Genomic DNA, 25,081 nt, shown 5'->3' with positions numbered 1-25,081 from the left:
CCAGTGGTGAATGACAACCTCGAACCCGTGCGTTGGGGCATCCTCGCGACGGGCGGGATCGCCGCGTCGTTCACGGCGAACCTCCTCGACATGCCGGACGCGGAGGTCGTCGCGGTGGCGTCGCGGACCGACGCGTCGGCGAAGGCGTTCGCCGAACGGTTCGGGATACCGCGCGCGTACGGGGACTGGGCCGCGCTCGCCGAGGACAAGAACGTCGACGTCGTATACGTGGCGACGCCTCACGCGTCGCACCGGGCGGCGGCGGGTCTTTGCCTGGACGCGGGGCGCGCGGTGCTCTGCGAGAAGGCGTTCGCGCTGAACGCGCGCGAGGCGCTGGAGATGGTGACGCTCGCCCGGCGGCGCGGCCTCTTTTTGATGGAGGCCATGTGGATGTACTGCCATCCGCTGGTCAGGCGGCTGAAAGCGCTGGTCGACGAGGGGGCGATCGGTGAGGTGCGGACCGTACAGGCCGACTTCGGGCTCGCGGGTCCCTTCCCTTCCTCGCACCGCCTGCGGGACCCGGCGCAGGGCGGCGGCGCGCTGCTCGATCTCGGGGTCTACCCGGTGTCGTTCGCGCACCTGCTGCTCGGGGAGCCTTCGGGAGTGAGCGCGAGAGCAACGCTCTCGGATGAGGGCGTTGATCTCCAGACGGGAATGCTGCTCTCTTGGGAGAGCGGTGCTCACGCCCTGTTGCACTGCTCCATCAACGCGGGCACCCCCGTCGGCGCCTCCGTCACCGGTTCGCGGGGCCGCATCGACGTACCGGACGGCTTCTTCTTCCCGGAGCGCTTCGTGCTGCACCGCGACGGCCGCGAGCCCCAGGAGTTCACCGCCGCCCCCGAGGACGGCCCCCGCGACAGCCTCAAGCACGAGGCCGCCGAGGTCATGCACCGCCTGCGCACGGGCGACACCGAGTCGCCCCTCGTCCCCCTGGACAGCACCCTCGCGGTGATGCGGACCCTGGACGCGGTGCGGGAGCGGATCGGGGTGCGCTACCCCGGCGAGTGAGCGCACCCGTACAGAACCGCCGGACTACGCGGGCTTCAGGCCCGGGTTCCCCGCCTCCGTCACGAACGAAGCCGCCGTCGTGATCGGCGCCCCCGGCGCCGACACCGCGGAGACCGTCTTGAAGTCGGCGCGCGCGGACTCCTGGCCGAGGTCCACGGTCACGTATCCGCGGCGCCCGTTGTAGAACTTCATGTGCGGGTTGGCCTTGGTGTAGGTGTCCCAGTTCGCGGGCTTGTCGGCGCCGTCCTTGCCGCTCGCGACGGACGTGGCGACGATCTCCGTACCGACCGTCTTGGAGCCCTGGTCGGCGAAGTCGGCCTTGATGTCGTAGGCGTACGCGACGTGCACGTCGCCCGTGAGCACCATCAGGTTCTCGATGCCGGCCGACGCCGCGCCCGCCAGGACGCGGTCGCGGGAAGCGGTGTAGCCGTCCCAGGCGTCCATGCTGACCTTCGCCACCGCGTTGAGGTCGAGCTTGCGCTCGGAGAAGTTGACCTGCTGCGGCACGACGTTCCACAGCGCCCGCGAGCGGCGCCAGCCCTCGATGAGCCAGCGCTCCTGCGTGGCGCCGGTGAGGGTGCGCCTGGGGTCCGTGGACTCGGGCCCCGGCACGTGGGAGCCGTCGCCGTAGGCCTGGTCGGAGCGGTACTGCCGGGTGTCGAGGACGTCGAACTGCGCGAGCTTGCCCCACTGCACCCGGCGGTAGAGCTGCAGGTCGGGGCCGCTGGGCCGCTGAGGGCTGCGCAGCGGCAGGTTCTCCCAGTACGCGCGGTAGGCGGCGGCGCGGCGGACCAGGAACTCGGCCGGCGGGTTGCCGTTCTCGTCGCGGTCGCCCGCGTAGTTGTTCTCGGCCTCGTGGTCGTCCCAGGTGACGACGAAGGGGTGCGCGGCGTGCGCGGCGCGCAGATCGGGGTCGGACTTGTAGAGGGCGTACCGCAGGCGGTAGTCCTCAAGGGTCTGCGTCTCGCGGTTGTAGAGGGCGGGCAGGGTGCGGTCGGTGTAGTGGCGGTTGCCGCCGACCGAGTTCACCGCGTACTCGTAGAGGTAGTCGCCGAGGTGGAAGACGACGTCCACGTCGTCCTGCGCCAGGTGTTTGTACGCGGTGAAGTAGCCGTCGTGGTACGCCTGGCAGGAGACCGCGGCGAGCTTCAGTGAGCTCACCTTGCCGCCGAGCGCGGGGGCGGTGCGGGTCCGGCCCGTCTCGCTGATCCACTTCCCCGTCCTGAAGCGGAAGTAGTAGGTCCGGTCGGCGTCGAGGTAGCCCACCTCGACGCGTACGGAGTGGTTGAACTCGGGATGGGCGATGACGGAACCGCGTCTGGCCACACGGCGGAAGCGGGCGTCGTGGGCGAGTTCCCACTGGACGGTGACGCGCTGAGCGGGCAGACCGCTGCCCGGCTCGTACGGGGACGGGGCGAGGCGGGTCCAGAGCAGGACCGAGCCGGGCAGCGGGTCCCCGGACGCCACGCCGAGCGTGAACGGGTTGTCGGCGATCTTCCGCGCGTCCAGCTCCGCCGCGCTCGCCGCGCCCGCGGTCGGCAGGTTGGTGGCGAAGGCGAGCGCGGCTGCGGCGCCGGTGACGGTGAGGAAGCGCCGGCGGCCCAAGTGGCTGGCGGCGGCTCGGAGCTCTGCTGTGTCCTGCTGGCCTGCGGGTGTCATGTGGCCCTCCCCTGACGATTGGTGTCCTGGGCATGCAAGTGGTGGGGGACGACGCGCGACTGTCGCGTACACAACACCTGCATGGCGGACGGATGATGTCCGCATGGACGCCCCTCCCGTACGCTGCGGGGCCATGAACGCAGAGCTAACTGGGCATCCGACCGAGCAGAAAAGGACCGCTGTGGTGACCGGAGCGGGCTCCGGGATCGGCAGGTCCGTGGCAGTGGAACTGCTACGGGCCGGGTGGTCCGTGGCGCTCGCCGGGCGCCGCTCGCAGACCCTGGAGGAGACGGCGGCGATCGCCGCGGGCGTGTCGGAGGGCGCCGCCGTGCGGCCCGTCCCGCACGCGGAGGAGTCCACCGAGGTGAACGCCCCGGCCAGGACCGACGCACTGTGCGTACGTACCGACGTCTCGCGGCCCGAGGACGTGGCCGCGCTCTTCGCCGCCGTGCACGACCGCTACGGCCGTCTCGACCTCCTCTTCAACAACGCCGGTACGTTCGGCCCCGGCGGCGTCCCGGTCGACGAACTGGAGTACGACGCGTGGCGGCACGTCGTCGACACGAACCTCCACGGCGCGTTCCTGTGCGCGCAGGCGGCCTTCCGGCAGATGAAGGGGCAGGACCCGCAGGGCGGCCGGATCATCAACAACGGCTCCATCTCCGCGCACGTCCCGCGCCCGCACTCCGTCGCGTACACGGCGACGAAGCACGCGCTGACCGGCCTGACGAAGTCCCTCTCCCTGGACGGCCGCCCCTACCGGATCGCCTGCGGCCAGATCGACATCGGCAACGCGGCGACCGACATGACCGAGCGGATGCGGGACGGAATCCTGCAGGCCAACGGCGAATTGGCGCCCGAGCCCGTGATGGACGTGTCGGACGTGGCGCGGACGGTGCGCCACATGGCGGAGCTGCCGCTTGAGGCGAACGTGCAGTTCGCGACGGTCCTCGCGACGAACATGCCGTTCGTCGGGCGGGGTTAGGGGCGGGGCCGGACGCCAGTGGCGTCCGGCGCCTCTCTCTGTGGCCGACCGTGACCCCGCCCTCACGGTCGGCCCACATCTTCACAAACGGAATAGAAAGCACCGCGTCAATTACGCGCATCACACCCCGTATGCTCAGCAAGCCCTCCACGAGAACTCCATATTCAGAGCACACTCGGAGCACACCTTGCGCATACGTTCCGCCGTCCCGGCCGTTCTCGCCGCCGCCGCCCTTTCGGCCTCGCTGCTCGCTGCGTCCCCCGCGACCGCGGCCACGGCCGCCCGCCACCAGGGCGGACTGCACCTCGGGTACATCCAGTACGACAGCCCGGGCCGGGACACCCGCTCCAACTCCTCGCTGAACGCGGAGTGGGTCAACATCCACAACAACACCGGTTCGGCGATCCAGCTCAAGGGCTACAAGCTGAAGGACAACACCGGCTACACGTACACCTTCGGCAGCTACAAGATCGGCACCGGCAAGACCGTCAAGGTCCGCACGGGCAAGGGCACCAACGCGTCCGGCGTCCGTTACTGGGGCCGCGGCTCGTACGTCTGGAACAACACCAGCGACAAGGCCCGCCTCATCAAGCCGAGCGGCTCGCTCAAGGACTCCTGCTCCTGGACGACCAGCAACCACGGCTACAAGAACTGCCACTGACGGCTGCTGACTCAACTGCCTGCCGCTGACGGCCACTTGCCACTGTGAATGGGGAGGGGGGCAGGGCAGCCGCTCCGTGACGGCCGGTCGGGGGCCCGCGCCGGGGAGCCGCGGGAATGACCGGGGTCGCGGAACGGTTGCCCTGCGACATGACGACGAACCCGGCTGACGCCGCCTCTCCCGCCAGCTCTCCTGACGCCGCCTCTCCCGCCGCCTCTCCTGGCGCCTCTCCTGGCGCCTCTCCTGGCGTACTGCGATACACCGCGTTCGCGACCGACCCGGCGGGCGGCAACCCCGCCGGGATCGTGCTCGACGCCACCGGGCTCGACGATGCGGCGATGCTGGGGATCGCGGCGGAGGTGGGGTACAGCGAGTCGGCGTTCCTGCTCCCGGGCTCCGGCATCGGCTCCGGTTCCGGTTCCGGTTCCGGTTCCGGTTCTGACTCCGGGGATGCGGGCCGCGCCTTCGATGTGCGCTACTTCAGCCCGCAGGCCGAGGTCTCCTTCTGCGGGCACGCGACGGTGGCGGCGGCCGTCGCACTCGCCGAGCGGGGCGGCGGTGCGGGCGACTTCGTCTTCTCCACGCGGGCGGGCACGGTGCCGGTGACCGTGACCGACGTGGACGGCGCCCTCCGGGCAACGCTCACCAGCGTCGAACCGCACGTCACAGAGGTCGCGGCGGCCGACCTGGCCGAGGCCCTGGCCGCGCTCGACTGGCCCGCGGCCGACCTCGACCCGGCGCTGCCACCCCGCATCGCCTACGCGGGCGCCCGTCATCTGATCCTGGCCGCCGCGACCCGCGAACGCCTCGCCGACCTCTCGTACGACTTCGAGCGCCTCGCCGCCCTGATGCACCGCCTTGACCTGACCACGGTCCAACTGGTCTGGCGCGAGTCGGACTTGACCTTCCACGCCCGCGACCCGTTCCCGGTGGGCGGAGTCGTGGAGGACCCCGCCACGGGCGCCGCAGCGGCGGCGTTCGGCGCGTACGCCCGTGAACTGTCCCTGGTCCCGGCCGAGTCGGAGCTCACCCTTCACCAGGGCGCGGACATGGGGCGCCCCGGCGTACTCACGGTGACCTTGCGGGAAGGTGACGCGAGGGTGCGGGTGAGCGGGGCGGCGGTGCGGATCGGGGGATAGGTGGGTTCCGGTCCCCGCCCGGGCCTTCCGCCCGGGCCTTCCGCCCGGGCGCCATCGCCTCCGAACGGACTACTCCCCGCCCGCCCTGCCCGCCTCACGCACCTCACGCACCTCACGCACCTCACGCACCTCACGCACCTCACTCAGAGTGCGCTCGATCTCCCCCAACTCACCATCGCTGAGAGCCCCGCCACTCGGGGTCCGCGCCGCCCCCGCCCGTCCCGAAGCCCGGCAGCCAGGCGGGCGGCGCCACTGCTTCAGGACTCTCTCTACTGCTTCAGGCCTCGGTACCGCTTCAGGCCTCGCTACTGCTTCAGGCGCCTCTCCACTGCCTCAGGCCTGCCCCGTCTCGAACCGGGAGACCTTCCCGCCGTCGACGGTGAACTGCCACCTCGTCCGCATCTCCCCCCACGTGTCGTTGCGGAACGTGACGATCAGCGCGTGCCCGCCGTCCGACTCGTTCTCCACGTCCATGTGGCCGTGCGAGGAGAAGATCTCGCGGTCGGTCCAGTCGGCGATGTTCCGGTCGGAACCATCGTCGGACATGGCCGCGTCGGGCGTGAGGACTGCCTGGAAGGCGGCCTGGTCGTGGGCGTTGACGGCGGTGACGAAGGCCCGGACCGTCGGGTCCGAGAGCCGGTTTACCTGAATGCTCATGCGCCCACGGTCACACCGACCGCCCGGCCCCGCCACCGGACGGGGTCACCCGTACGGCCGATTGAGCCAGGTGCGCGGCGAGGCTCTGACGGACGGTGGGGGGACAGCACCGACACACACGGACTCACCCGCCCCACCCACATGCGCTCGCCATTCCCCCTCTCCCCCTCTCGCCCCAGGAGTCAGCACCATGACCAGTTCCTGCTTCGACCGACGCGACCTGGGCCTTCTCCTGCTCCGCGTCACAACCGGCGGAGTCCTCGCCGCCCACGGCGCCCAGAAGCTCTTCGGCTGGTTCGGCGGCCACGGCATCGAAGGCACCGGCACCTTCATGGAGTCCATCGGCTTCGCGCCCGGCAAGGCGAACGCCGTCATCGCCGGGCTCGCCGAGGCAGGCGGCGGCACACTGCTCGCACTCGGCCTCGCGACCCCCGCCGCCGGTTCCGCGGCGGCGGGAGCCATGGCCGGGGCGACCGCGGTACACGCCCCCAACGGCTTCTTCAGCCAGGGCGGCGGCTACGAGTACCCGGCGTTCCTAGGCGTCGTATCCGCCGCCCTCGCGGTCGCGGGCCCCGGCGCCTACTCCGTCGACAGCGCGCTCGGCCACTCCTTCAACCGCAACTGGATGGTGCCGGCGGCCCTGGCGGGCACGGCTGTCGGGGCGCTCGTGTCGGTGGGCTCGCGGGCGAGGAACGTACGCGCACAGCAGCAGAGCCAGGCGGGCCCGGAAGAGGCCTGACCTACCCCATGGCGCACATACCGACCGCCCCCATGGCATGCGTGATGGTCGGGCTCAACGGAAGGCCGCACGGCGCATCGCAGCGAAAATGGCTGCCACCGGCGCGAGTTGACGGGATAGCGTCGTCGCCCATGAATGAGACCACCGCCCCGGACCTGCCGCCCCGCCTCACCGGCCTCACCTTCCACGGCCCGCTCTCCGGGGCGCGGGCTGCCCGCATCGTCGAGCGTGTCGCGCCGGGCACCGGCTCCGTCCTCGATCTCGGCTGCGGCTGGGGCGAGTTGCTGCTCCGTGTCCTCGATGCCGCCCCGGACGCCACCGGCGTGGGCGTCGATCTGTCGGCCGACGACCTGGCCAGGGGCCGCGCAGCCGCCAAGGAGCGCGGCCTGGCCGAGCGGGTCTCGTTCGTCGAGGAGTCGGCGACGGATACCACCCACGGCCCCGCCGACCTCGTCCTGTGCCTGGGCGCCAGCCACGCGCTCAGCTCCGCGGAGCCGCCCGGCCACACCGCCGCGGCCCTGCGCGCGCTGCGCCGCCTGGTCAGCCCCGGTGGCCGCGTCGTACTGGGCGAGGGCTTCTGGCAGCGCACGCCCACCCCCGCCGAACTCGCCGGGATGTGGCCGGATGCCCACGCGGGCGAACACCTCTTCCTCGGCGACCTGGTGGACGCGGCGATCGCGGCGGGCTTCCGCCCCCTGTGGGTGGAGACGGCGAGCACACAGGAGTGGGAGGAGTTCGAGTCCGGCTACCGCACGGACGTGGAGGAGTGGCTCGCAACTCACCCCGGCCACCCGCTGGCCGCCGAGACCCGCGAGAAGGCGGACCGCCAGCGCGACACCTGGCTGCGGGGCTACCGCGAGGTGCTCGGTCTGGCCTATCTGACCTTGATGCCGGTGGCCTGAGGGCGGTCTGACCTTGATGCCGGTGGCCTGAGGGCGGTCTGACCTCGATGCCGGTGGCCTGAGGGCGGTCCTTGACGGAGATCAGGGGCGCGGCATCGACCGAAGTCTGCCGCTCATCGACTTTCGGCCGCTCCCCCGCGGCCTCCGCCCGCCTAGCGTCGAGGGCATGACCAGCGAAGAGAGCCTCGGCCCCGTCTCGCTCCGCAAGGACCGGACGACGGTGCTCGGATACCCGCGCGCGGACCTGCTGACCCTGCTCATCGGCATGCCGCTCCTCGGCCTGCTGATCGGCCTCGCCCTGCCGCCGCTCGCCCGGTGGCTGACGGGCTTGCCGGTGCTGCCCTGGCGGGACGGCATCACGTTCGTCGGGTCGCTGGACAAGCCGTGGCAGACCGGTGTCGTGGTGGGCGTCGCTCTGGTCGCCGGGGCGGTCCTGGCCTTCACGGACATCGACGAGGCGTTGAAGCTGAGGCTCACCGACGGGGAGCTGGCGACCGAGAAGGACAGCGTGACGCGGACGATCCGACGCGACCGCGTCTCGGCGGTGTTCCTGGACGGCAAGAACCTGGTGGTCCTGGACGAGACATCACGCGAGGTGACGCGCGGCGAGCACAAGGCATCGGCGGCGACCCTGGCCGAGGCGTTCCGTGCGCACGGCTACCCGTGGCGGGACGCCGACCCGTACGCGTCCCTCTTCCGCCGCTGGATCCCCGGTACTCCCGGCCTGCCCGCCGAGGCGCACGCGGTCCTCGCGGCACGGAAGGTGGCGTTGAAGAGCGATGCCGGGGAGGACGTCCGGGACCTCGGCGGGGCGTTGCAGGATCTCGGGTACGTCGTACGGGACGAGGGCAAGAACCAGTACTGGCGCCCGCTGGCGGCGGAGGCGGGCGAGAGGAGCGAGAGGGGCGCCGCCGCCCAGGACTGAGCGCCGCCGCCCCTCGAAGAACTTGCCGGTCGCCGCCAGAAGCCGACGTCAGAAGGCGTCAGAAGGCGTCAGAAGACGAACGGCCCGGGGGCCTGTGCCGACGTGGCGTTGCAGGTCACGCTGATCCCGAGGACCACGACGTTCAACGACTTGCCCTCCAGGCTGTCGCCGGTGGCGACGGTCCCGTTCAGCGGCCCTGTGGACACCTCGCCGCCCGCGGGGATGGCCGGGTTGGAGTTGCCGGTGAAGGTCGTCGTGCCCGAGCCGTTCTTGGTGAGCGTGAGCGTCGAGGCGACCGAGTTCGCGCCGATGTCAATGGGTGCGCTGATCGCCGACGTGGAGACGCTGATAGTCGCGGCGGTCCCGTCCTGGGCGGCCTTGAGCGTCGCCGAACCCGAGCCCCAGGAACCGCAGTCGAACGAGATGGTCGCGGTGTCCGGGGTCACCGCGGTGGCGGCGGGCGCCATCACCATCGCGCCCAGGGCGACCAGGCCGACGCCCAACGCCGACCCGGCACCGAGTCTGCCGAAGCCGGGCCTGCCGAAGCCGAATCTGCCCGGCCTGCCGATTGAGTAACTGCCATGCCTCATGAGGTCCTGCCTTCAGGTGGGGGGAATGCGGGGGGGACGGCACCGGGAACTGACGGGTGGTCAGCACCCCGGACCGCTGCTCATTGAGGCATGGGCCCCTTGAGGTGACAAGGCACGCTCCCATGATTCTTGACATGCTACGGCCAATTTCAGCCGCGACGGCGAACCTCCTTCCCGGGCCCCCGCCCACGCGGGTGCAAAATGGCGATCATGACCCGGACCCCGACCTCGCCCCAGACCTACCAGCCGGTCCTGGACCGCATCGCGGCCGAGATCGAGAAGACGCCGGGGCGCGGCAGGCCCGCCGACTACATCCCGGCGCTCGCGGCATGCGACCCGAGCCGGTTCGGCATGGCCGTCGCGGAGCCGGACGGCACCGTGTACGGGGTGGGCGACTGGCGGCATCCGTTCTCCGCGCAGTCCATCACCAAGGTCTTCACCCTCGCGCTCGACCTGGCGGGCGAGGGCGACGCCCTGTGGGAGCACGTGGGCCGCGAGCCGTCCGGCAACCCCTTCAACTCGCTCGTGCAACTGGAGTACGAGAACGGCATCCCCCGCAATCCCTTCATCAACGCGGGCGCGCTCGTCGTCACCGACCGCCTCCAGACCCAGACCGGGGACGCGGCGGGCACCCTCCTCGACTTCCTGCGCGCGGAGAGCGGCAACGACCGGCTCGCCATCGACGAAGCCGTCGCCGCGTCCGAGTCCGCCCACGGCGACCGCAACGCCGCGCTCGGCCACTTCATGGCGGCCTACGGGAACATCGGCAACCCGGTCCCGACCCTGCTCAACCAGTACTTCCGCCAGTGCTCGGTCGAGGCGTCCTGCGCCGATCTGGCCCTGGCCACCGGCTTCCTGGCCCGCCACGGCATCCGCGCCGACGGCACCCGCCTCCTCAGCAACAGCCAGGCCAAGCAGGTCAACGCGATCATGCTCACCTGCGGAACGTACGACGCGGCGGGCGACTTCGCCTACCGCGTGGGCCTGCCGGGCAAGAGCGGCGTAGGCGGCGGCATCATCGCCGTCATCCCCGGCCACTGCACGATCTGCGTCTGGAGCCCGGGCCTTGACGAGCGGGGCAACTCGGTGTCGGGGGTTGCGGCGCTGGACCGGTTCACTACGTTGACGGGGCTTTCGGTTTTCTGAGGGGTCTGAGGCGGCCCGTCGGTGTTCTGGGGCGGCCCAGGTCGCGGCATACGCCATGGCGCGGATCACGCCGTCCCGCCCGGCGAGGGACAGCACGAAGTCCGAGGTGGAGCCCTTCTTCTTGATGTCGATGACATCGCGGAGAAGGGGCGGCTGCTGGGCCATCACCGGTCACGCTCTCCATCTGGTGGCCACCGCAACCGCTTGTGCTCGATCGTGCATGGTGTGTGCTGTCGTTCGGCTGCCCGACAAGAGCGAGGGCGGGCCGCTGTCCGTGCTGGAGGCCGGTGGGTCGGAATCCGAAGGCGGCCCGCCCACCGCCGATAACAGAATCACGTACCAGCGCGGTACCGTTTTCCGGTACTACTTGGAATGAGGTGTCGTAAATGACGATAAGTGCCAGTGAGGCCCGCAAGGATCTCTTTGCACTCATCAAGCGCGTCAACGACGACCACACTCCCGTACGCATCAGCTCCAAGAGCGGCGACGCGGTGATGATGTCCGCCGAGGACTACGACTCCTGGCAGGAGACCGTCTACCTGCTGCGCTCCCCCGCCAACGCGCAAAACCTTATGGAAGCCGTCGCACGGGACAGGGCAGGCGCGGCCGTGGCCACCGAGGCCCGCTACCGCTACTGAAACCACCGTTCCCCTTGCGGCACGCGCCGTCACCTCATCGGCCCGACCGGTACGTGTCCAGGAGCCGCTTCCCCGCGACCGTGAAGGGGTGCTCGGGGCCCAGGCCGCGTTCCCTCCGCGCGACGACATCGGTCATCAGCTCGATCGCCTCATCCACCTGACCGAGCGCGGCCCGGGTCCGGGAGAACAACTGCCGGGCCGCGAGCACGAGCGGGTACTCCGGCCCGAAGCGCCGCACATACGCTTCGGTGACCAGCCGGATCTCACTGTCGGCCTCGTCGAACCGGCCCAGGAGATACAGCGCCCACGCGTGGTTGTGCCCGGCGCCCAGTGTCACCGTGTGATCGGGGCCGAGGACCCGGTCGCACTCCGCGGGCAACGAGAGCAGCGCACCGCCCTCCCGGGTGACCACCTCGGCCGCGGGCAGCATCTCCAGCAGGCTGGCGCGGGCGCGCAGGGTCAGCGGATGCTCGGGGCCCAACGCCGCGGACCGACCGTCGACGGTGGCGCCGAGCAGCGTGACCGACTCCTCTCGTCTCCCGAGGTTCGCCAGCACGAGCTGAAGGCCGTAGGAGGTGTCCAGGGTGTCGGGGTCGTCCGCCCCGAACAAGCCCTCTTGAGCGCTACGGACTTCGCGGAGCAACGACTCGGCCTCCGCGAACCTGCCCAGCCGGAACAGCGCCCGCCCGGCCCTGGAACGGGCGGCCAGGACCCTGCGGTCCTCCGCGCCGAGCAGTCGCTGTGCGAGGTCCGCCGCGGTTCGGGAGGTCTCCCAGGCCGAGAGGTAGTCACCGGTCCGGTGCAGAGCGACCGAAAGCCGCGTCGCCACGGCCAGGGCGTCGGCGGCGGCCGAGGGCTCGCCGACGCGCCGCAGCAGGGCCAGCGCATGAGGGACCAGCAGGCGCAACCGCGGCTCGTGCGGCCCGGCGTCGGGTACGCCGGGCACGGCCGCGTCGAGCAGTCGGACGGCCGCCGTGTCGAGGACGGGCACCAGGTCCGCGGGGGTCGCCGTCGAGACGCTGTCGAGCAGGACGCCGTGGCTCTGCACGCAGCGCGCGCCGGCGGCATCGACCAGCTCGGACAGCGACTGGTCGAGGAGGGCTCTGAGGGCTGTCTCGGTTCGGGCACGAGGCAGTACGGCGCCGATGTCGGCGTGGTTGAGCAGAGTCAGCGGCAGGGGTTCGGCGGCGAACCGGGCCAGCAGTCTGAGCAGGGCCGCCGCTTCGGGCAGCCCGCGCGCCTCGAACGTGTCCAGGGTCAGCTGCCAGGTCAGGCCGACCAGACGCCGCGGGTCCGCTTCGGACAGGGCCTCGGCCCCGCGGTCGATCAACTCGACCCGTTCGTCTCCGTCGAGATGGTGTCCGTAGGCGTCCATCGTCCAGGGGTCGAGCACCTGGTGGGAGAGGAAGCCTCCGGCCAGGGTGAGGGCGAGCGGCAGCCGCCCGAGCCGGTCCGCGACCCGCGCCGCCTGCTCCGTCGTACCGCTGTGCGGGGCGAGGTCGCGCAGCACGAGAGCGGCGTCCTCCCGTGGCAGTACGCCGATGTGCTGGAGTTCGGCTCCCGGCCACCAGCGTGCCGCCGCCCGGCGCGTGGTCACCACGACGATGCCGCGCGGGCTGGTACGCAGCCAGCTGTCGCCCCGCAGGATCTCCGGCTCGTCGGCATTGTCGAGGACCAGCAGCCAGGGCTCGGCGGAGCGGTCGAGATACCGCCAGACGAGATCGGCCGCGGGACGGAGGCCGTTGCGGGCGGCCAGCAGTTCGCCGTCGCCCGCCCCTCGGTCGGCGGCCACGGCCAGCATGCCGCCGCGCAGGCTCGCACGGTCGGCGGCGTTGACCCACAGAGCTGCCCGGCCCTGTTCGGCGGCAACCTCCTGGAAGAGGGTGCACGCGACCGCCGTCTTGCCCGAGCCGCCCATGCCGTAGAGCACGTAGACCTCGCCGCCGCGCCCCGCCCCGACGCTCACCCGCAGACGTTCCATCACCTCGCTGCGATCACGCAGGACGACGGGAGGCCGCCCCACCGCCGGTCGTCGCACCGAGTCCGGGCCGCTGGGCTCAGGGCCGTCAGCGCCGTAGTGGTGGTGCTCGTTGATGTGCTGGTCGCCGGATGACTGGAAGACCCGTCCGCGGTCCTCGGCATGACCGTCCATGCCACCCGTCATCGCTCTGCGATGTGCTGGTCTCGTCCCGCTTGGTAGACCCGGCCCTGGCCGGAAGCGGTGGCGTGCTGGGTGACCTGTCGGGCCGCGGAGCCGTCGGGATCGAGTTCGTCCAGCAACCGGCGCAGCTCTTCGGCGGCGGCGGGCCGGGCGACGATCAGACGCCGTAAGAACCCTTGCCACTGCAGACGCAGTTCGTCCAGAGTCTCCTGGTCGTGCGCCGCCACGGCAGCCAGCACATCCTCACGGCCTGCGTCCAACTCGGCGGCCACGGTCCCGGCCCGTTCCGGCTGCGTCCGGCGCCAGAGCTGCGTGAACCCGTCACGTGTGCGCTGCCAGGCATCCGCTGCCATCAACGTGACCAAGGTGGTTCCCGCGCTCTGTGCGAGCGATGTCACTTCCGGGTCCACAACCGCCCCTCCATTCACCCGATTATCCGACAACACGCCAGAAAAAACGTACCCGCTAAGCGTTTACATGATTTTCTTTCCAATCAACATCATTCCACGCCCGAGCGACACGGGACAAGCATGGACTAATCCTCGCCATTACCCCTGCGGACCGGGTCTGACACATGGCCAGGCAAGCATGTTGCACGCTACAGTGAACCCTTCCGACCGATCGAGGGGGCGACGGAAATGGTCAGACCTTGGGAAGCAGATCCGGACACGACTTTTAAAAAGCGTCTGGGAAAAACGCCCCAGGAACTCGGAAATACAACCGGAACTCCTGACTGCCCCGACATCTGGGAACTCGCCAATGGTGACATCGCTGTCATCGGCCGCGACCTCACCCAGTCACTCGCCAAGAACCTGCCCGACGGGGTCTCGATCGGTTCGGACGAACGCCTCGTGGTCATCCCCAGGAACATGCTCATCGCCGCGAAACCGGACATCCCCAGTGTTTGATTCCTTCCCCGTCGGCGCCTCCGAACGCCTGGACCGTCCCACGTACCACGCGGACTTGGGCCGGGTGTACGCCGACGGGATCGGCTTTCTCAACAAGCTTGAGCGCGGCCAGAATTTCAAGGAACGCGGCTTCCCAAGCTGGGAGGCGTTCGCCGACGGCGACTGGCAGCGGGCCCTTTCTCTGGCCGAGGAAAGGCGCGAGGAATACGCCCAGGAACTCCACAAGGCATCGCGAATGGGCGTCACGCACCGCCGCCTTCGCGTCGTTGAATTCCCGATCACGCCGTATGTGCAATGGGAGTTGTTCGTCCTGCGCGTACGCGTGGAACTGGGTGACGACATCAAGATTCTCGACGCGCGCGACATTTCGAGCATCGAGCGGATTCGCCCGGTTCCGGAAGTAGTAATTCTCGGCGATGCGGTCATGTATGAGGTCGTTTACGACGAGGACGGAAATCCAGCCGGGGCCAACCGCTGCACGGACAACTCACTGATCCGGGAAACGAACGCCGGATTCGATGCGCTGTACGAGCGGGGTGAGGGGTTCCACGATTTCTTCGACCGGGAGGTCGCCCCCTTGGCCCCGCCCCGGGTGTCCAGTGCTCCGGCAGGTTTCCGCGGTACGCGGTGACCAACAAGGCAAGGTGACGAGCGAGGCTTCGCCCCACCAGATCACCGCCCCCTGCGATGTCGAGACGCCCGCCACGTCGACCACCCCTCGCCGTTCAGGAGGGCGCTTGCGTTGTCTGAGCTGAGGTTTCTCCGCTCTCCGGCTTGATGTCGGTGGCGTCCGCGCCATGCTGTCCAGCGTGCGCCGCGGCGAAAGGCCCGTGCTCTACGACGACTTCCCCATCCGCATCATCCACACGTACGACTCGGTGCGACGGTGTCGCCAGTGGCAAGCCGGCGAGGTGCCTTTTGAGCCTCTTGGCCATCGGCAGGTAGGTCGCGAAAGTGAGCCCGCCGGAGACAGCGGCCCCGATGAGAGGGATGGCCTTCGAGACGGTCTTCGCGAAGGACTGCTTCGTCATCTGGACGCCGAGGTAAGCCGCGACCTTCTTCACTATCGGGTAGACGACACCCTGGGTGAGTGCCTTCTGGGGCAGCTTCTTGGCGACCTGCTCCGATATCAACCCCGCGACCTTCCCCACAGCGGCGTTCGCCGACTGGGTCCCGAACATCACGCCGAAGAACAGCGTGAGCACTCCCATGGTCGCGTCATCGACATCATCGCCGTCGTCGGAGAACAGATCGGGCCAGCTGTAGAGGTACGCGAGTTTCTGCGCGATACGCACCATGTGGCCGAAGTACTGAGCCACGTCGGCGGGCACAGTGACGGGAAGGGCGAGGATGCCGGGTATCCCGGCAGCCGCGGAGAGAGCACTGACCTTGCCGGTTTCGAAGCGGATGGAGTCGTTGGCCAGTTTGTCGAGAATCTCGACAGTGATGCCCGCGGCAGCGGGAGTCTCTTCCACCGCTCTTCGGATGTCATCCTCGGAGCAGTGACGAGCCAGCGCACTTCGCAGGTAAGCCTCCCTATTGATACGCACACCCGGGAGCTTTGCTGCCGCCAGCAGCACCGCGGAGAAGCGCGACTCGGGATTCTCGATGTCTTTGCCCTGTTTCATGGCAGGAACCTACGGCAGCTCCGCGCTCCAAAGGCCGTACCGCGTAAGGCACTTACAGCACGGCCTGCGAATGTGAACGACGTTGGCGTGCGCGCTGGGTCCATCACGAGGGCCCCCGATACGTACAGCCAACATCCGTCAGTCCGGCGTTCCTGTTCGACTACGCGGAGTCCACGACCGTTCGACCGAGGTCCGTCATGGAGCAACCGCGCGTACGAGGAGCGTCCCGATGTGCCCAGGGTGCGGCGCGTCGAGGATCCGCGCCTCGGCCGTGGCGAACCCGGCCCGGGTGAGTAGGCGCTCCCAGACTTGTCCTCGCTCAGGTACGCCAGCACCTCGGAGCACACGAACTCCGCGCCGGTACCGGCCCATTTCGTGGTGCTCCTCTCGACCATGACGGGAGAGAGGTCAATGCCCCGGGCAGCGACACCACGTCGAGCGAGGTAGGCGAGGGCACGGCCGGTGCCACAGCCGATCTCAAGGACGGAACGCGGGGCGCCGAGCAGTTCCGGGCCGGGTCCGTGACCGGCGTACTGGGTCCAGCAGAAGTTCGTCTCCGCGTCGTCCTTGAAGGCGGAAGCGGCGTACGTGTCCCACAACTCCGTCTCGGCGGCGATGTCGTGTTGTGCGGGCAAGGCGATTCCTCTTCGCAGGGCCGCTGTGGCTATGAACGTGCGGCGCGCAGAACCTCATCAGGTCGGCAAGACGAGGGTTGCACTCACGGATCGGGACGGCAGAGCACTCTCCAAGGGAACCCGACGCATGACCACGCTCACTGGCCTCCCGGCGAACCAAGACATCCCCCGAGAACTTCGCGGGTCGGCGCCCTGCTCTGAGGTCGGAGCGGGGCACCGACGCGTGACGGCCTGCGCACGGAGCCGCTCGTCCACCACGCCACGGATGAGGTCGGACTAGCCGTCCGGCGCCAACGCGGGGCGGGTCCGTCCTGCCTACCGAGGACTCTGCCTCGATCAGAGTGCCGCGAACTCGACGAAGGCGGCCCATGCCGTGGGTTGTACGGCTAGGGGGGCGCGGGTCGTGTCTTTAGAGTCGCGGATATGGACCTTGCCGGGGCAAGTGGCTATTTCGACGCACTGGCCACCCTCAGCGCCGCTGTAGCTGCTCTTGACCCAGACAAGTGCAGGCGCGGGACCGCGCTTTGCTTCAGCGTTCATCTCTCTCCCAACAGCTCCTCGATGAAGGCCAGGGACTCACTCGGGGTGAGAGCCTGCGCTCGGATGATCCCATAGCGCGCCGACAGCGCATGGACCGCGTCTCGCTCCGTGACCAGTGTGCTTCGGCCTTGAGCCTCCATGTAACCGACCTGCTGCCCCTGCCTCGGCATCAGCAAGGTGAAAGCGCCATCGACACCAGCATTGTCCTCGCGGTCGAGCGGCATCACCTGAAGCTCGACGTTTCGCTTCGTACCGAGCAAAAGCAGCTGTTCAAGCTGCCCGCGCCACACATGCTCACCGCCGAGTGGCCGCCGCGCAACCGGCTCTTCCATGACGAAGCTCAACAACGGGGCAGGCCACCTGCCGATGATCTCCTGTCGTACAAGCCGCGCTGCAACGCGCTGCTCGATAGTCGCCTCGTCCAGCAGTGGGCGGCGCATTCCCAGCAAAGCCCGCGTGTACTCCTCTGTCTGCAACAGGCCGTTGACCACGTGGGTGTCGTACACATGAAGCTCAACCGCCTCGGCCTCCAACTTGGCCGCGTCCCGGAAGAACGCCGGATACTGAGCCCGAGCCACCTCCTCCTTGCTCGCGCTCAACACCCCGCCGGAATCGAGCACTTCATCCGCCTGATCGATGAACTTCGGCGGTGGGATGCGTCTCGCCTGCTCGAACGACGCGACCGTCGAGGCCGAATACCCGGTCAGCGACCCGAGCCTCGCCCGGTCCATCCCCTCCCGCTCCCGGAACAGCTTCAACTGCCGTCCGAACACGCACAGCATGCCCGTTCCGACCTCGTACTCCGACTGTTGAACCTCGTCGTCCACGCCGCAGCTCCTCTCGTGCAACCGCCCAGTCGGCCAACTCGGGGCCCGGGAACCGGTTACGCCCAACACCAGGTACAAGCGCGCCGCCCGCGCGTACAGCTCGTACCCGTCAGCGCATCACTCCTGGTCAACGCTACGCAGAGTCCGCGACCGTTGACCTTATGAAGTCAGCAACTCCCCCGAACGGGCATATGCCACAGCGCTCCGCACCCGAACGCGAGTTCACCATGCGCTTCACTTCCACGCCGCGCGGTGCCCGCCTGGCCCGCCGACTCGTCTCGCACCGCCTTAACGACTGGGGCCATCCCTACACGACCTCGGCCAACGAGACGCTCACCCTCATCACGGCCGAACTCGCCGCCAACGCCGTACAACACGGCCACGTCCCCGGCCGGGACTTCCACCTCCGCCTCACCCTGGACGAGGGCATCGTTCGCATCGAGGTGACCGACACCCGCGCTGAGAAGCAGCTTCCCACCGACCCTCCGGCGACCGACTCGCTGTCAGAGTCCGGCCGGGGCCTGCTTCTCGTAACCGCCCTCGCGGACGACTGGGGCGTCAGCCCTCGCCGTGCCGCACCGGGCAAGACGGTGTGGGCGGATTTGCACATGCAGGAAGTCCGGGAGAGCCCGCCACTCCATGCGCTGGTCCCCGCGTCAGAAGAGACGCATCTCCGCAGATCAGGAACCCCTCCCCACGGCAAAGCCGCAGATAGCGGCAGACGAGTCGGGCTGTACGCCGGGTTCTGTCGCCCGGTCGCCTCGCGGCGGCCGGGGAGACGGCCATCCATCTAGGGTCCGCATTGCTGCGGACCTCGTGCGGTCTACCCGCGGACTCGGGCGGGCAGCCCTCGATCATCCGCGCAGGGTCCTGTTTCCAGGGCCCCTCTTGACCTTGCTCCAGGTGGGGTTTACCTAGCCGCCTGAGTCACCTCAGGCGCTGGTGGTCTCTTACACCACCGTTTCACCCTTACCGGAGGCCGAGGCCTCCGGCGGTCTGTTTTCTGTGGCACTGTCCCGCGGGTCACCCCGGGTGGCCGTTAGCCACCACCTTGCCCTGTGGAGCCCGGACGTTCCTCGGGAAGAGCCCCTGGTGAGGGGAGCTTCACGCGGCCGTCCGCCCGGCTCGTCTGCCGTGCCGACCATGCTACCCGGCATGAGCCGGGGCTCAGGCCCGCTGCCGCCCTCAGTCGAACTCCACGGTCTCCAGCTCGAAGCCGAACGGTTCCGGGAGGGCCACTGCCTTGCCGAAGGGGAGCGTGCAGTGCTGGCGGTAGTCGTCCCCCTCCGGGTCGCTGAACAGCGTCACCGAGGAGCCCTCGCGGTCGATGAGCAGGTAGAGGGGGATGCCGCCGCGGGCGTAGCAGCGGCGCTTGGCTTCGCGGTCCAACTGCGGCCGGGTGTCCGTCACCTCGACCACCATGCCGACGCCATTGCATGGCATCCAGGGGTCGGCGCCGCGGAAGAGCCGTAGCTCCCTGGGTGCGAACGTGCCGTCCGGGATGGCATGGTTCTCCGGACCGGCGCCCCCGCCCATCAGCTTCAACCCCTTGTTCCCCGAGAAGCACATATCGGTCCTGGCACGCCTGTAGATCTGGCTTACGACCAGCCCGAGCAAGTCCTCGTGGTGTCCGTCCGGCGGTGGCGTAACGACAATCTCCCCCTCGATCAGCTGCGCCCGGAATCCCTCAGGGGTGTCCAGGCCCAAGAAGCCCTGCAGCAGAATCTCTGGCCCTGTGACCGCCTCGTGCGCCAGATCGGCCATGTCACGCTCCCTCCTCCGTCGCTCGACAGACTCCGGCCAGACTGGGACACCGCTTGATGCGTCGCCCGGAGGTCCGAAGTTGTTCCCTCGATAGGGGACGAGGTCTCCGGGCGGGCGTCAGGCTTCGCCCGCCCGGCGGGTCCCGGCCCGGCGCCGCTTGACCTTGCCGCAGCGTCAACGTTTCTACTGGCCTCATGAGCGGGAGGAGCGGGATGCGGATCGGAGAGCTCGCCGGGATCGTCGGCGTCACCACGCGGGCCATCAGGCACTATCACCACCTCGGGCTGCTCCCCGAGCCCGAGCGGCGGGCCAACGGCTATCGGGAGTACGGGCTGCGGCACGCCGTCGCGCTCGCCCGGATCCGGCGGCTCACCGAGCTGGGCCTGGGCCTCGCCGAGGTGCGGGACGTGCTCGCGGACGACGCGGGGCGCGAGCTCGCCGAGGTGCTCGCCGAGCTGGACGCCGACCTCGCCCGGCAGGAGGCCGCGATCCGCGGGCGGCGGGAGCGGCTGCGGGTACTCCTTGACGGTGCGGAGCGCGGGGTGCTGTCCGCCGAAGGGCCCGTCTCCCCCGAACTGAGCGAGTTCTTCGCCGAGGTGGCCCGCACCGACGTCGGCCGCGAAGGGCCCGAGTCCGCGATGGCCGCGAAGGACCGGGAGCTGCTCGCCCTGATCGACACCACCGCGCCCCCGGAGTACCGCGACAGGCTGCTGGCCGCGATGCGCCCCGCGCTGGCCACGCCGGAGGCGGTGGAGCGCGCGCACGAGGTGTACGCGCTGCTCGACGCACTCGCGGACACCGACATCGCCGATCCGGCGGTCGACGAAGCGGCCCGGGCGCTCGCCGACGCGCTGCCCGACTCCCTCCTGGAGGAGCTGGGAGCCGAGGGCGCGCGGGCCGTGGCCGACGGGCTCGGCGGGGGCGGCGGGCTCGGCAGGGGCGGCGGGCTCGGCAGGGGCGGCGGCGACCGCTTCCTCGAAGCCTTCTTCGCCGACTTCGCTCCCGCGCAGGCGGAGGCCGTACGCCGTGGGATGCGGCTGCTCATGGAGCGGGGTGCGCGGTGAGGGGCCGTAGGGGCCTGATGCGCGGCCATCAGCTGGAGAAGGGCGCGCACGGCCGTCAGCTGGCGAAGGTCGTGCACGGACGTCGGCTGGCGAAGGTCGTGCGCGGTCTCGCCTGGGTGGTCGTACCCCTCGAACTCGTCCTCGTCGTCTGCCTGCTGACCGGCGCCCCGCTCCCCACGAACGTACTCATCGGCGTGGAGGCCTTCGCCGTGGCGGTGCTCGTCGTGGAGGGCGTGGGGCTCGCGGTCCTGTACCGGCGGGGCGGGCGCGCGGCGGTCCGGGAGGTCGTGCCGGGGCCGGTGCGCGGGATCCTCGGGCACGAGCTGCGGGTGTTCGGCAGTCTCGGGCTGTGGGTGGCCCGGCGGCGGCACGGTGTGCGCGAGGGGGATCTGGCGTTCGGGCACGCCCGTGATCAGGCCGCGATGCTCTACGGCCTCGTCTTCGTCTGCGTCGTCGAGACCATCGGGATGGCCCTGCTGCTGCGGAGCTGGCCCGCGGTCCACGCGGTGATGCTCGTCGTGGACGTCTACACCGTGGTCCTGATGCTCGGCGTGCACGCGGCCTCCGTGACGCGGCCGCACGTGCTGTCCGCCGACGCGCTCCGCGTACGCCACGGCGCCCATCGTGACCTGCGGATACCGCTGGAGCGGATCGCCTCCGTGAGCGGTGAGCGGCGCTTCACGCACGAGGCGGCCGACGGGGTGCTCAACATTCCCGTCGCCGCGCAGACCTCCCTCACGCTGGAGCTGACGGAGCCCGTCACGGCGGTGGGATTCCTCGGCGGGCGGCAGCCGGTGACGACGGTACGGCTGCACTCCGACGACCCGGCGAAGCTGCGGGCCGCCCTCGATCAGGCCCTGGAACTCACGCGGGCGCGAACCGCACCTCCGCCGCCCCGGGGTCGGCCTGCGTGAGCCGCACCCGCAGCCGCTCCCCCAGCGGAAGAGCGTCCGTGCCGCCCTCGATGCGGGCGACGATCGCGGGGTCGGTCAACTGGACGGTACCGACGGACGGTTCACGCTCCTGTACGTCCACCACCACCCCGTCGAAGAGCTCGCCGACCCGGTCCTTGAGCAGGGCGGCCTCGACGAGGTCCACGCACTCCCGCTCCACGGTGTTGCCGCGCCGCGTCCCGTCCGCCATCTCCTTGGGCAGGTCGGGCAGCGCGGCGAGCACCCACTCCGGCGGCTCGTCCCCGGCGACGGCCGCCAGGCACAGCTCGGCGGCGTAACGGTCGACGAGGCGGCGGAGCGGGGCCGTGCAGTGGGCGTAGGGGGCGGCGACGGCGGCGTGCGTGGTGAGGTCGGGGACGTCGCCGCCGCTGAACACGGTGTAGCCGGCGCCGCGCAGGAGCGTGGTGCACTCCTGGAGGAACGCGGTGTGGTGGGGCTCACGCGGGTCGAGGGAGCGGACGAGCTCCGCGTACGGGACGTGGTGCGGCCAGTCGACCTTCAGGGCCTTCGCGGTACGTCGCAGGCGGCCGACGGCGCCGTCGGGGGCGGTGGGCAGGGTGCGCAGGACTCCGGCGCCCGACTGGATCATCAGCTCGGCGGCCGCCATGCCGGTGAGGAGGGAGATCTGGGCGTTCCAGCCGTCGGCGGGGAGCGTGGCGCGGAAGTCGAGTTCGTACACCCCGTTCTGCTCGACGATCTCCTGCTCGGGCACGTTGAGGGAGATGCCACCCCGCTCGACCTCCAGCCGCTCGCGGAGCCGCCCGATGTCGCCGAGCAGCGCGAGTGCCTCCTCGGCGGTGCCGTCGTCGATGGTCCGCTGCACACCGTCGTAGTCGAGCTTGGCGCGGCTGCGTACGAGGGCGCGGCGCACGTCGGTGGATACGGCGCGCCCCTCCGTGTCGAGGTCGATCGTCCACAGGACGGCGGGACAGTCCTGGCCCGGCAGGAGACTGGCCGCCCCCTCACTCAGCGAGGTGGGGTGCAGCGGCACCTTCTCGTCGGGGAAGTAGAGGGTGGTGACGCGCCGGTGGGCCTCCGTGTCGAGCGGCGCGCCCGGTGTGACGTACGCGGCGACGTCGGCGATGGCGTACCGCACCCGGAAGCCGCCGCCCTGCCGCCGGGACAGGTGCATCGCCTGGTCGAGGTCGACGGAGGTGGGCGGGTCGATGGTGAAGAGGGGGATGTCGGTCGCGTCGTGTGCGGGCAGGCGCGGGTCGGCGAGGGCCCGCTCGGCGTCGGCGAGGACGTCCGCGGGGAACGCGCCGGGAACCTCCAACTTCGTACGCAGCTCACACAGCGCGCCCCGCAACGGAGCTTCGGCTGCGCCGGACACGCGGAGATGGCGACGGGGCATGGGTCGAGCGTAGGCGGGGTGGGGCGGAGCGGCATGGTGGGAGATGGCGGGAGGTGGGGCGCGCCTGCGCGGTCCCGGTCGCTTCGCGGGTGGGAGGTGGGGCGCGCCTGCGCGGTCCCGGTCGCTTCGCGGGTGGGAGGTGGGGCGCGCCTGCGCGGTCCCGGTCGCTTCGCCGCTGTGGGGCGCCTCGTTGTTCCGGGCGGGGGCCGCACCGGTACGTCCGTCCTCGCCGTCCGCATGCGGTCGCGGCGTCACTTCGGCGCCGGAGTCCTGCGAGCCGAGCCGTGCTCCGGGCGGACGTACCGGCACGTCCCGTCCCCTCATGTGCGTCGCGCGGCTGCGGGAGCGTGGGTGGCTGCCGGGGACGCGAGGCCTGTGCGCGGGTGCGGGGTGCGGGGTGCGGGGACGATTACCCTGGCGCGGGGCCGCACCCCCGCCCCGTTGACCTCCGAAGGAGACCCATGCTCGTCCTGCTGCCGCCCTCCGAAGGCAAGGCGCCCTCCGGCCGCGGTGCCCCCCTGAAGCCGGAGTCGCTCTCCCTGCCGGCGCTCGCGGACGCGAGGCAGGCCGTTCTCGACGAGCTGGTCGACCTCTGCGTGGCGGACGAGGAGAAGGCCCGTGTCGTACTGGGGCTCAGCGAGGGCCTGCGTGGTGAGGTCGCGAAGAACACCGAGCTCCGCACGGCGGGCGCGCGCCCCGCGGGGGAGATCTACACCGGCGTTCTGTACGACGCCCTCGACCTCGCCACCCTGGACGCCGCCGCCAAGCGCCGCGCGGCCCGCTCGCTCCTCGTCTTCTCCGGCCTCTGGGGTGCCGTCGGCGTCACCGACCGCATCCCCTCCTACCGCTGCTCGATGGGCGTGAAGCTGCCGGGCCTCGGCGCACTGGGCTCCTACTGGCGTACGCCGATGGCCTCGGCGATGCCCGACGCGGCGGGCGACGGTCTCGTACTGGACCTGCGTTCATCGGCGTACACGGCCGCGTGGAAGCCGAAGGGCGAGGTCGCGGACCGGACGGCGACGGTGCGGGTGCTGCACGCGCAGCTGGTCGACGGCGTCGAGAAGCGTTCCGTCGTCTCGCACTTCAACAAGGCGACGAAGGGCCGGATCGTCCGCTCCCTCCTGGAGACCGGCACCCAGCCGAAGGACCCGGCCGAACTGGTCGAGGCGCTGCGGGACCTCGGGCACGTGGTGGAGGGCGAGGCGCCCGCCAAGGCGGGCAGGGCGTGGGCGCTGGACGTGGTGGTCCGGGAGATCCACTGACCTTCTTGATCTTCGGACCTCAAGCTTCGAGCTACGGGCTGCGGGCCTCCGACTTCGGGCTACGGGCTACGGGCCACGAACTTCGGTTGCAGCATGCGCAACGCCCTTTGCGCATGCTGCATGCGCCGAGGCAGGATGCAGCCATGACTTCCCCCTCCGCCGCGGCTTCCGCCTCCGCCTCCGTGCTCGATCTGGCCCCCGTCGTCCCCGTAGTCGTCGTGGAGGATGTCGCCGACGCCGTGCCGCTGGCGCGCGCCCTGGTCGCGGGCGGGCTGCCCGCGATCGAGGTGACGCTGCGGACGCCGGCCGCGCTCGACGCGATCCGGGCCATCGCCGCGGAGGTGCCGGACGCGGTGGTCGGCGCGGGCACCGTCATCTCGCCCCAGGGCGTCGCGGACTCCGTGGACGCCGGGGCCCGCTTCCTGGTCAGCCCGGGGTGGACGGACACGCTGCTCGCCGCGATGAAGTCGTCCGGGGTGCCGTTCCTGCCGGGAGTCTCGACGACCTCCGAGGTCGTGGCGCTGCTTGAGCGCGGCGTGCACGAGATGAAGTTCTTCCCGGCGGAGGCCGCCGGCGGGACCGCCTACCTCAAGTCGCTCGGCGGACCGCTCCCGCAGGCCCGCTTCTGCCCGACGGGCGGCATCGGCCTCGCCTCCGCGCCGTCGTACCTCGCACTGAAGAACGTCGGCTGCGTGGGCGGCAGTTGGATGCTTCCCGCGGACGCGGTCGCCGCGAAGGACTGGGGCCGGATCGAGGCGCTGGCCCGCGAGGCGGCGGCCCTGCGCTGATCCCGGATCCCGCGCCGGGGGCCTGACGCGCGTGCGCATCCGCGGGCCGGTGGGGGCGGGTGGCGGGGGGGGGGCCCGCGCGCCCGGGCGGCGCGCGCCCCGCCGCCCGGGGCGGGGGGGGGCGGGCGGGCCGGCCCCCCCCGCGGCC

The 25,081-nt window shown here is 70.6% G+C and carries 25 protein-coding genes, 1 other RNA gene and 2 pseudogenes; 16 read left to right on the top strand and 12 right to left on the bottom strand.

What is annotated here, in order from left to right; genetic code table 11:
• The first annotated feature begins 3 nt into the window (after positions 1 to 3).
• On the top strand, positions 4 to 1,008 hold the full coding sequence (locus tag ACFVXC_RS26410; protein ID WP_389909494.1) for a Gfo/Idh/MocA family protein: 1,005 nt from the start codon (positions 4 to 6) through the stop codon (positions 1,006 to 1,008).
• Between the two features lie 24 nt (positions 1,009 to 1,032).
• Here the strand turns inward: ACFVXC_RS26410 and ACFVXC_RS26405 are convergent, their stop codons facing one another.
• Entirely contained in the window at positions 1,033 to 2,667 is a 1,635-nt protein-coding gene (locus tag ACFVXC_RS26405; protein ID WP_389909491.1) for an alkaline phosphatase D family protein, read from the bottom strand.
• A gap of 133 nt (positions 2,668 to 2,800) precedes the next feature.
• Here ACFVXC_RS26405 and ACFVXC_RS26400 point away from each other — a divergent pair, with 133 nt between their 5' ends.
• The 3 genes from ACFVXC_RS26400 to ACFVXC_RS26390 all read left to right on the top strand — a co-directional run bounded on the left by ACFVXC_RS26400 (position 2,801) and on the right by ACFVXC_RS26390 (position 5,452).
• The gene (locus ACFVXC_RS26400) at positions 2,801 to 3,652 is read left to right on the top strand and encodes an SDR family oxidoreductase (protein WP_389909488.1); all 852 of its coding nucleotides are present in this window, start codon (positions 2,801 to 2,803) and stop codon (positions 3,650 to 3,652) included.
• Positions 3,653 to 3,839: 187 nt separating this feature from the next.
• On the top strand, positions 3,840 to 4,313 hold the full coding sequence (locus ACFVXC_RS26395; RefSeq protein WP_389909485.1) for a lamin tail domain-containing protein: 474 nt from the start codon (positions 3,840 to 3,842) through the stop codon (positions 4,311 to 4,313).
• Between the two features lie 116 nt (positions 4,314 to 4,429).
• On the top strand, positions 4,430 to 5,452 hold the full coding sequence (locus ACFVXC_RS26390; RefSeq protein ID WP_389909482.1) for a PhzF family phenazine biosynthesis protein: 1,023 nt from the start codon (positions 4,430 to 4,432) through the stop codon (positions 5,450 to 5,452).
• Between the two features lie 333 nt (positions 5,453 to 5,785).
• Here ACFVXC_RS26390 and ACFVXC_RS26385 read toward each other — a convergent pair whose 3' ends face one another.
• Entirely contained in the window at positions 5,786 to 6,109 is a 324-nt protein-coding gene (locus tag ACFVXC_RS26385; protein WP_389909480.1) for a nuclear transport factor 2 family protein, read from the bottom strand.
• A 190-nt stretch (positions 6,110 to 6,299) separates the two neighbouring features.
• Between ACFVXC_RS26385 and ACFVXC_RS26380 the strand changes: the two genes are divergently transcribed.
• From ACFVXC_RS26380 to ACFVXC_RS26370, 3 genes are all read left to right on the top strand, one after another.
• A complete protein-coding gene (locus ACFVXC_RS26380) occupies positions 6,300 to 6,848 on the top strand; it encodes a DoxX family protein (RefSeq protein ID WP_389909477.1) in 549 nt (182 codons plus the stop codon).
• Between the two features lie 131 nt (positions 6,849 to 6,979).
• On the top strand, positions 6,980 to 7,750 hold the full coding sequence (locus ACFVXC_RS26375) for an SAM-dependent methyltransferase (RefSeq protein ID WP_389909474.1): 771 nt from the start codon (positions 6,980 to 6,982) through the stop codon (positions 7,748 to 7,750).
• A 166-nt stretch (positions 7,751 to 7,916) separates the two neighbouring features.
• Positions 7,917 to 8,675 carry a hypothetical protein gene (locus ACFVXC_RS26370; protein WP_389909471.1) on the top strand — a complete coding sequence of 253 codons (759 nt, stop codon included), beginning with the start codon at positions 7,917 to 7,919 and terminating at the stop codon, positions 8,673 to 8,675.
• 68 nt (positions 8,676 to 8,743) lie between these two features.
• On the opposite strand, the gene ACFVXC_RS26365 is transcribed toward ACFVXC_RS26370, so the two are convergent.
• The gene (locus ACFVXC_RS26365) at positions 8,744 to 9,148 is read right to left on the bottom strand and encodes a hypothetical protein (RefSeq protein WP_389910003.1); all 405 of its coding nucleotides are present in this window, start codon (positions 9,146 to 9,148) and stop codon (positions 8,744 to 8,746) included.
• A 318-nt stretch (positions 9,149 to 9,466) separates the two neighbouring features.
• Between ACFVXC_RS26365 and ACFVXC_RS26360 the strand changes: the two genes are divergently transcribed.
• Positions 9,467 to 10,411, top strand: a complete 945-nt coding sequence (locus ACFVXC_RS26360; RefSeq protein WP_389909469.1) for a glutaminase — start codon at positions 9,467 to 9,469, stop codon at positions 10,409 to 10,411.
• A 386-nt stretch (positions 10,412 to 10,797) separates the two neighbouring features.
• Positions 10,798 to 11,049 carry a type II toxin-antitoxin system Phd/YefM family antitoxin gene (locus tag ACFVXC_RS26355; RefSeq protein ID WP_389909467.1) on the top strand — a complete coding sequence of 84 codons (252 nt, stop codon included), beginning with the start codon at positions 10,798 to 10,800 and terminating at the stop codon, positions 11,047 to 11,049.
• 34 nt (positions 11,050 to 11,083) lie between these two features.
• Here the strand turns inward: ACFVXC_RS26355 and ACFVXC_RS26350 are convergent, their stop codons facing one another.
• Positions 11,084 to 13,201: a tetratricopeptide repeat protein gene (locus ACFVXC_RS26350; protein WP_389909464.1), complete on the bottom strand. Its 2,118-nt coding sequence runs from the start codon at positions 13,199 to 13,201 to the stop codon at positions 11,084 to 11,086.
• A gap of 8 nt (positions 13,202 to 13,209) precedes the next feature.
• Complete coding sequence (locus ACFVXC_RS26345) at positions 13,210 to 13,620, bottom strand: hypothetical protein (protein WP_389909461.1); 411 nt, start codon at positions 13,618 to 13,620, stop codon at positions 13,210 to 13,212.
• Between the two features lie 228 nt (positions 13,621 to 13,848).
• On the opposite strand from ACFVXC_RS26345, the gene ACFVXC_RS26340 reads away from it, so the two are divergent.
• Complete coding sequence (locus tag ACFVXC_RS26340) at positions 13,849 to 14,118, top strand: hypothetical protein (RefSeq protein ID WP_389909459.1); 270 nt, start codon at positions 13,849 to 13,851, stop codon at positions 14,116 to 14,118.
• Positions 14,111 to 14,749 (top strand): DUF6879 family protein, encoded by a 639-nt coding sequence (locus ACFVXC_RS26335; RefSeq protein WP_389909456.1) that lies wholly within the window; start codon positions 14,111 to 14,113, stop codon positions 14,747 to 14,749. Before ACFVXC_RS26340 ends, ACFVXC_RS26335 begins: the two co-directional genes overlap by 8 nt.
• A 94-nt stretch (positions 14,750 to 14,843) precedes the next feature.
• Here ACFVXC_RS26335 and ACFVXC_RS26330 read toward each other — a convergent pair whose 3' ends face one another.
• From ACFVXC_RS26330 to ACFVXC_RS26315, 4 genes and pseudogenes are all read right to left on the bottom strand, one after another.
• The gene (locus ACFVXC_RS26330) at positions 14,844 to 15,746 is read right to left on the bottom strand and encodes a hypothetical protein (RefSeq protein WP_389909454.1); all 903 of its coding nucleotides are present in this window, start codon (positions 15,744 to 15,746) and stop codon (positions 14,844 to 14,846) included.
• 195 nt (positions 15,747 to 15,941) lie between these two features.
• A pseudogene (locus tag ACFVXC_RS26325) lies at positions 15,942 to 16,381 on the bottom strand (class I SAM-dependent methyltransferase).
• Positions 16,382 to 16,717: 336 nt separating this feature from the next.
• Positions 16,718 to 16,921 carry a DUF397 domain-containing protein gene (locus ACFVXC_RS26320; RefSeq protein ID WP_389909451.1) on the bottom strand — a complete coding sequence of 68 codons (204 nt, stop codon included), beginning with the start codon at positions 16,919 to 16,921 and terminating at the stop codon, positions 16,718 to 16,720.
• Positions 16,918 to 17,748, bottom strand: coding sequence for a helix-turn-helix domain-containing protein (locus tag ACFVXC_RS26315; RefSeq protein ID WP_389909449.1), 831 nt, complete (start codon positions 17,746 to 17,748; stop codon positions 16,918 to 16,920). The genes ACFVXC_RS26320 and ACFVXC_RS26315 overlap by 4 nt, the downstream gene beginning before the upstream one ends.
• A gap of 161 nt (positions 17,749 to 17,909) precedes the next feature.
• Between ACFVXC_RS26315 and ACFVXC_RS26310 the strand changes: the two are divergent.
• Positions 17,910 to 18,284 (top strand): annotated as a pseudogene (locus ACFVXC_RS26310) (ATP-binding protein); the annotation flags it as partial.
• 182 nt (positions 18,285 to 18,466) lie between these two features.
• Here the strand turns inward: ACFVXC_RS26310 and rnpB are convergent.
• Together rnpB and ACFVXC_RS26300 are read right to left on the bottom strand one after the other, a co-directional pair.
• An RNA gene (gene rnpB / locus ACFVXC_RS26305) (RNase P RNA component class A) lies at positions 18,467 to 18,876 on the bottom strand.
• 57 nt (positions 18,877 to 18,933) lie between these two features.
• A complete protein-coding gene (locus ACFVXC_RS26300) occupies positions 18,934 to 19,512 on the bottom strand; it encodes a Uma2 family endonuclease (RefSeq protein ID WP_389909447.1) in 579 nt (192 codons plus the stop codon).
• A 212-nt stretch (positions 19,513 to 19,724) separates the two neighbouring features.
• Here ACFVXC_RS26300 and ACFVXC_RS26295 point away from each other — a divergent pair, with 212 nt between their 5' ends.
• Together ACFVXC_RS26295 and ACFVXC_RS26290 are read left to right on the top strand one after the other, a co-directional pair.
• Positions 19,725 to 20,576 (top strand): MerR family transcriptional regulator, encoded by an 852-nt coding sequence (locus ACFVXC_RS26295; RefSeq protein WP_389910001.1) that lies wholly within the window; start codon positions 19,725 to 19,727, stop codon positions 20,574 to 20,576.
• Positions 20,573 to 21,490 (top strand): hypothetical protein, encoded by a 918-nt coding sequence (locus tag ACFVXC_RS26290; protein ID WP_389909444.1) that lies wholly within the window; start codon positions 20,573 to 20,575, stop codon positions 21,488 to 21,490. The genes ACFVXC_RS26295 and ACFVXC_RS26290 overlap by 4 nt, the downstream gene beginning before the upstream one ends.
• Here the strand turns inward: ACFVXC_RS26290 and ACFVXC_RS26285 are convergent.
• Positions 21,441 to 22,883, bottom strand: coding sequence for an RNB domain-containing ribonuclease (locus ACFVXC_RS26285; protein ID WP_389909441.1), 1,443 nt, complete (start codon positions 22,881 to 22,883; stop codon positions 21,441 to 21,443). The two genes, ACFVXC_RS26290 and ACFVXC_RS26285, sit on opposite strands and share 50 nt — an antisense overlap.
• A gap of 461 nt (positions 22,884 to 23,344) precedes the next feature.
• On the opposite strand from ACFVXC_RS26285, the gene yaaA reads away from it, so the two are divergent.
• On the top strand, positions 23,345 to 24,145 hold the full coding sequence (yaaA, locus tag ACFVXC_RS26280; RefSeq protein ID WP_389909438.1) for a peroxide stress protein YaaA: 801 nt from the start codon (positions 23,345 to 23,347) through the stop codon (positions 24,143 to 24,145).
• A gap of 143 nt (positions 24,146 to 24,288) precedes the next feature.
• Complete coding sequence (gene eda, locus ACFVXC_RS26275; RefSeq protein ID WP_389909435.1) at positions 24,289 to 24,933, top strand: bifunctional 4-hydroxy-2-oxoglutarate aldolase/2-dehydro-3-deoxy-phosphogluconate aldolase; 645 nt, start codon at positions 24,289 to 24,291, stop codon at positions 24,931 to 24,933.
• Positions 24,934 to 25,081: the final 148 nt, after the last annotated feature.

The sequence above is a fragment of the Streptomyces sp. NPDC058257 genome (assembly GCF_042881845.1).
Classification (GTDB): Bacteria; Actinomycetota; Actinomycetes; order Streptomycetales; family Streptomycetaceae; genus Streptomyces.
This window is presented reverse-complemented; position numbering and strand designations above follow the sequence as displayed.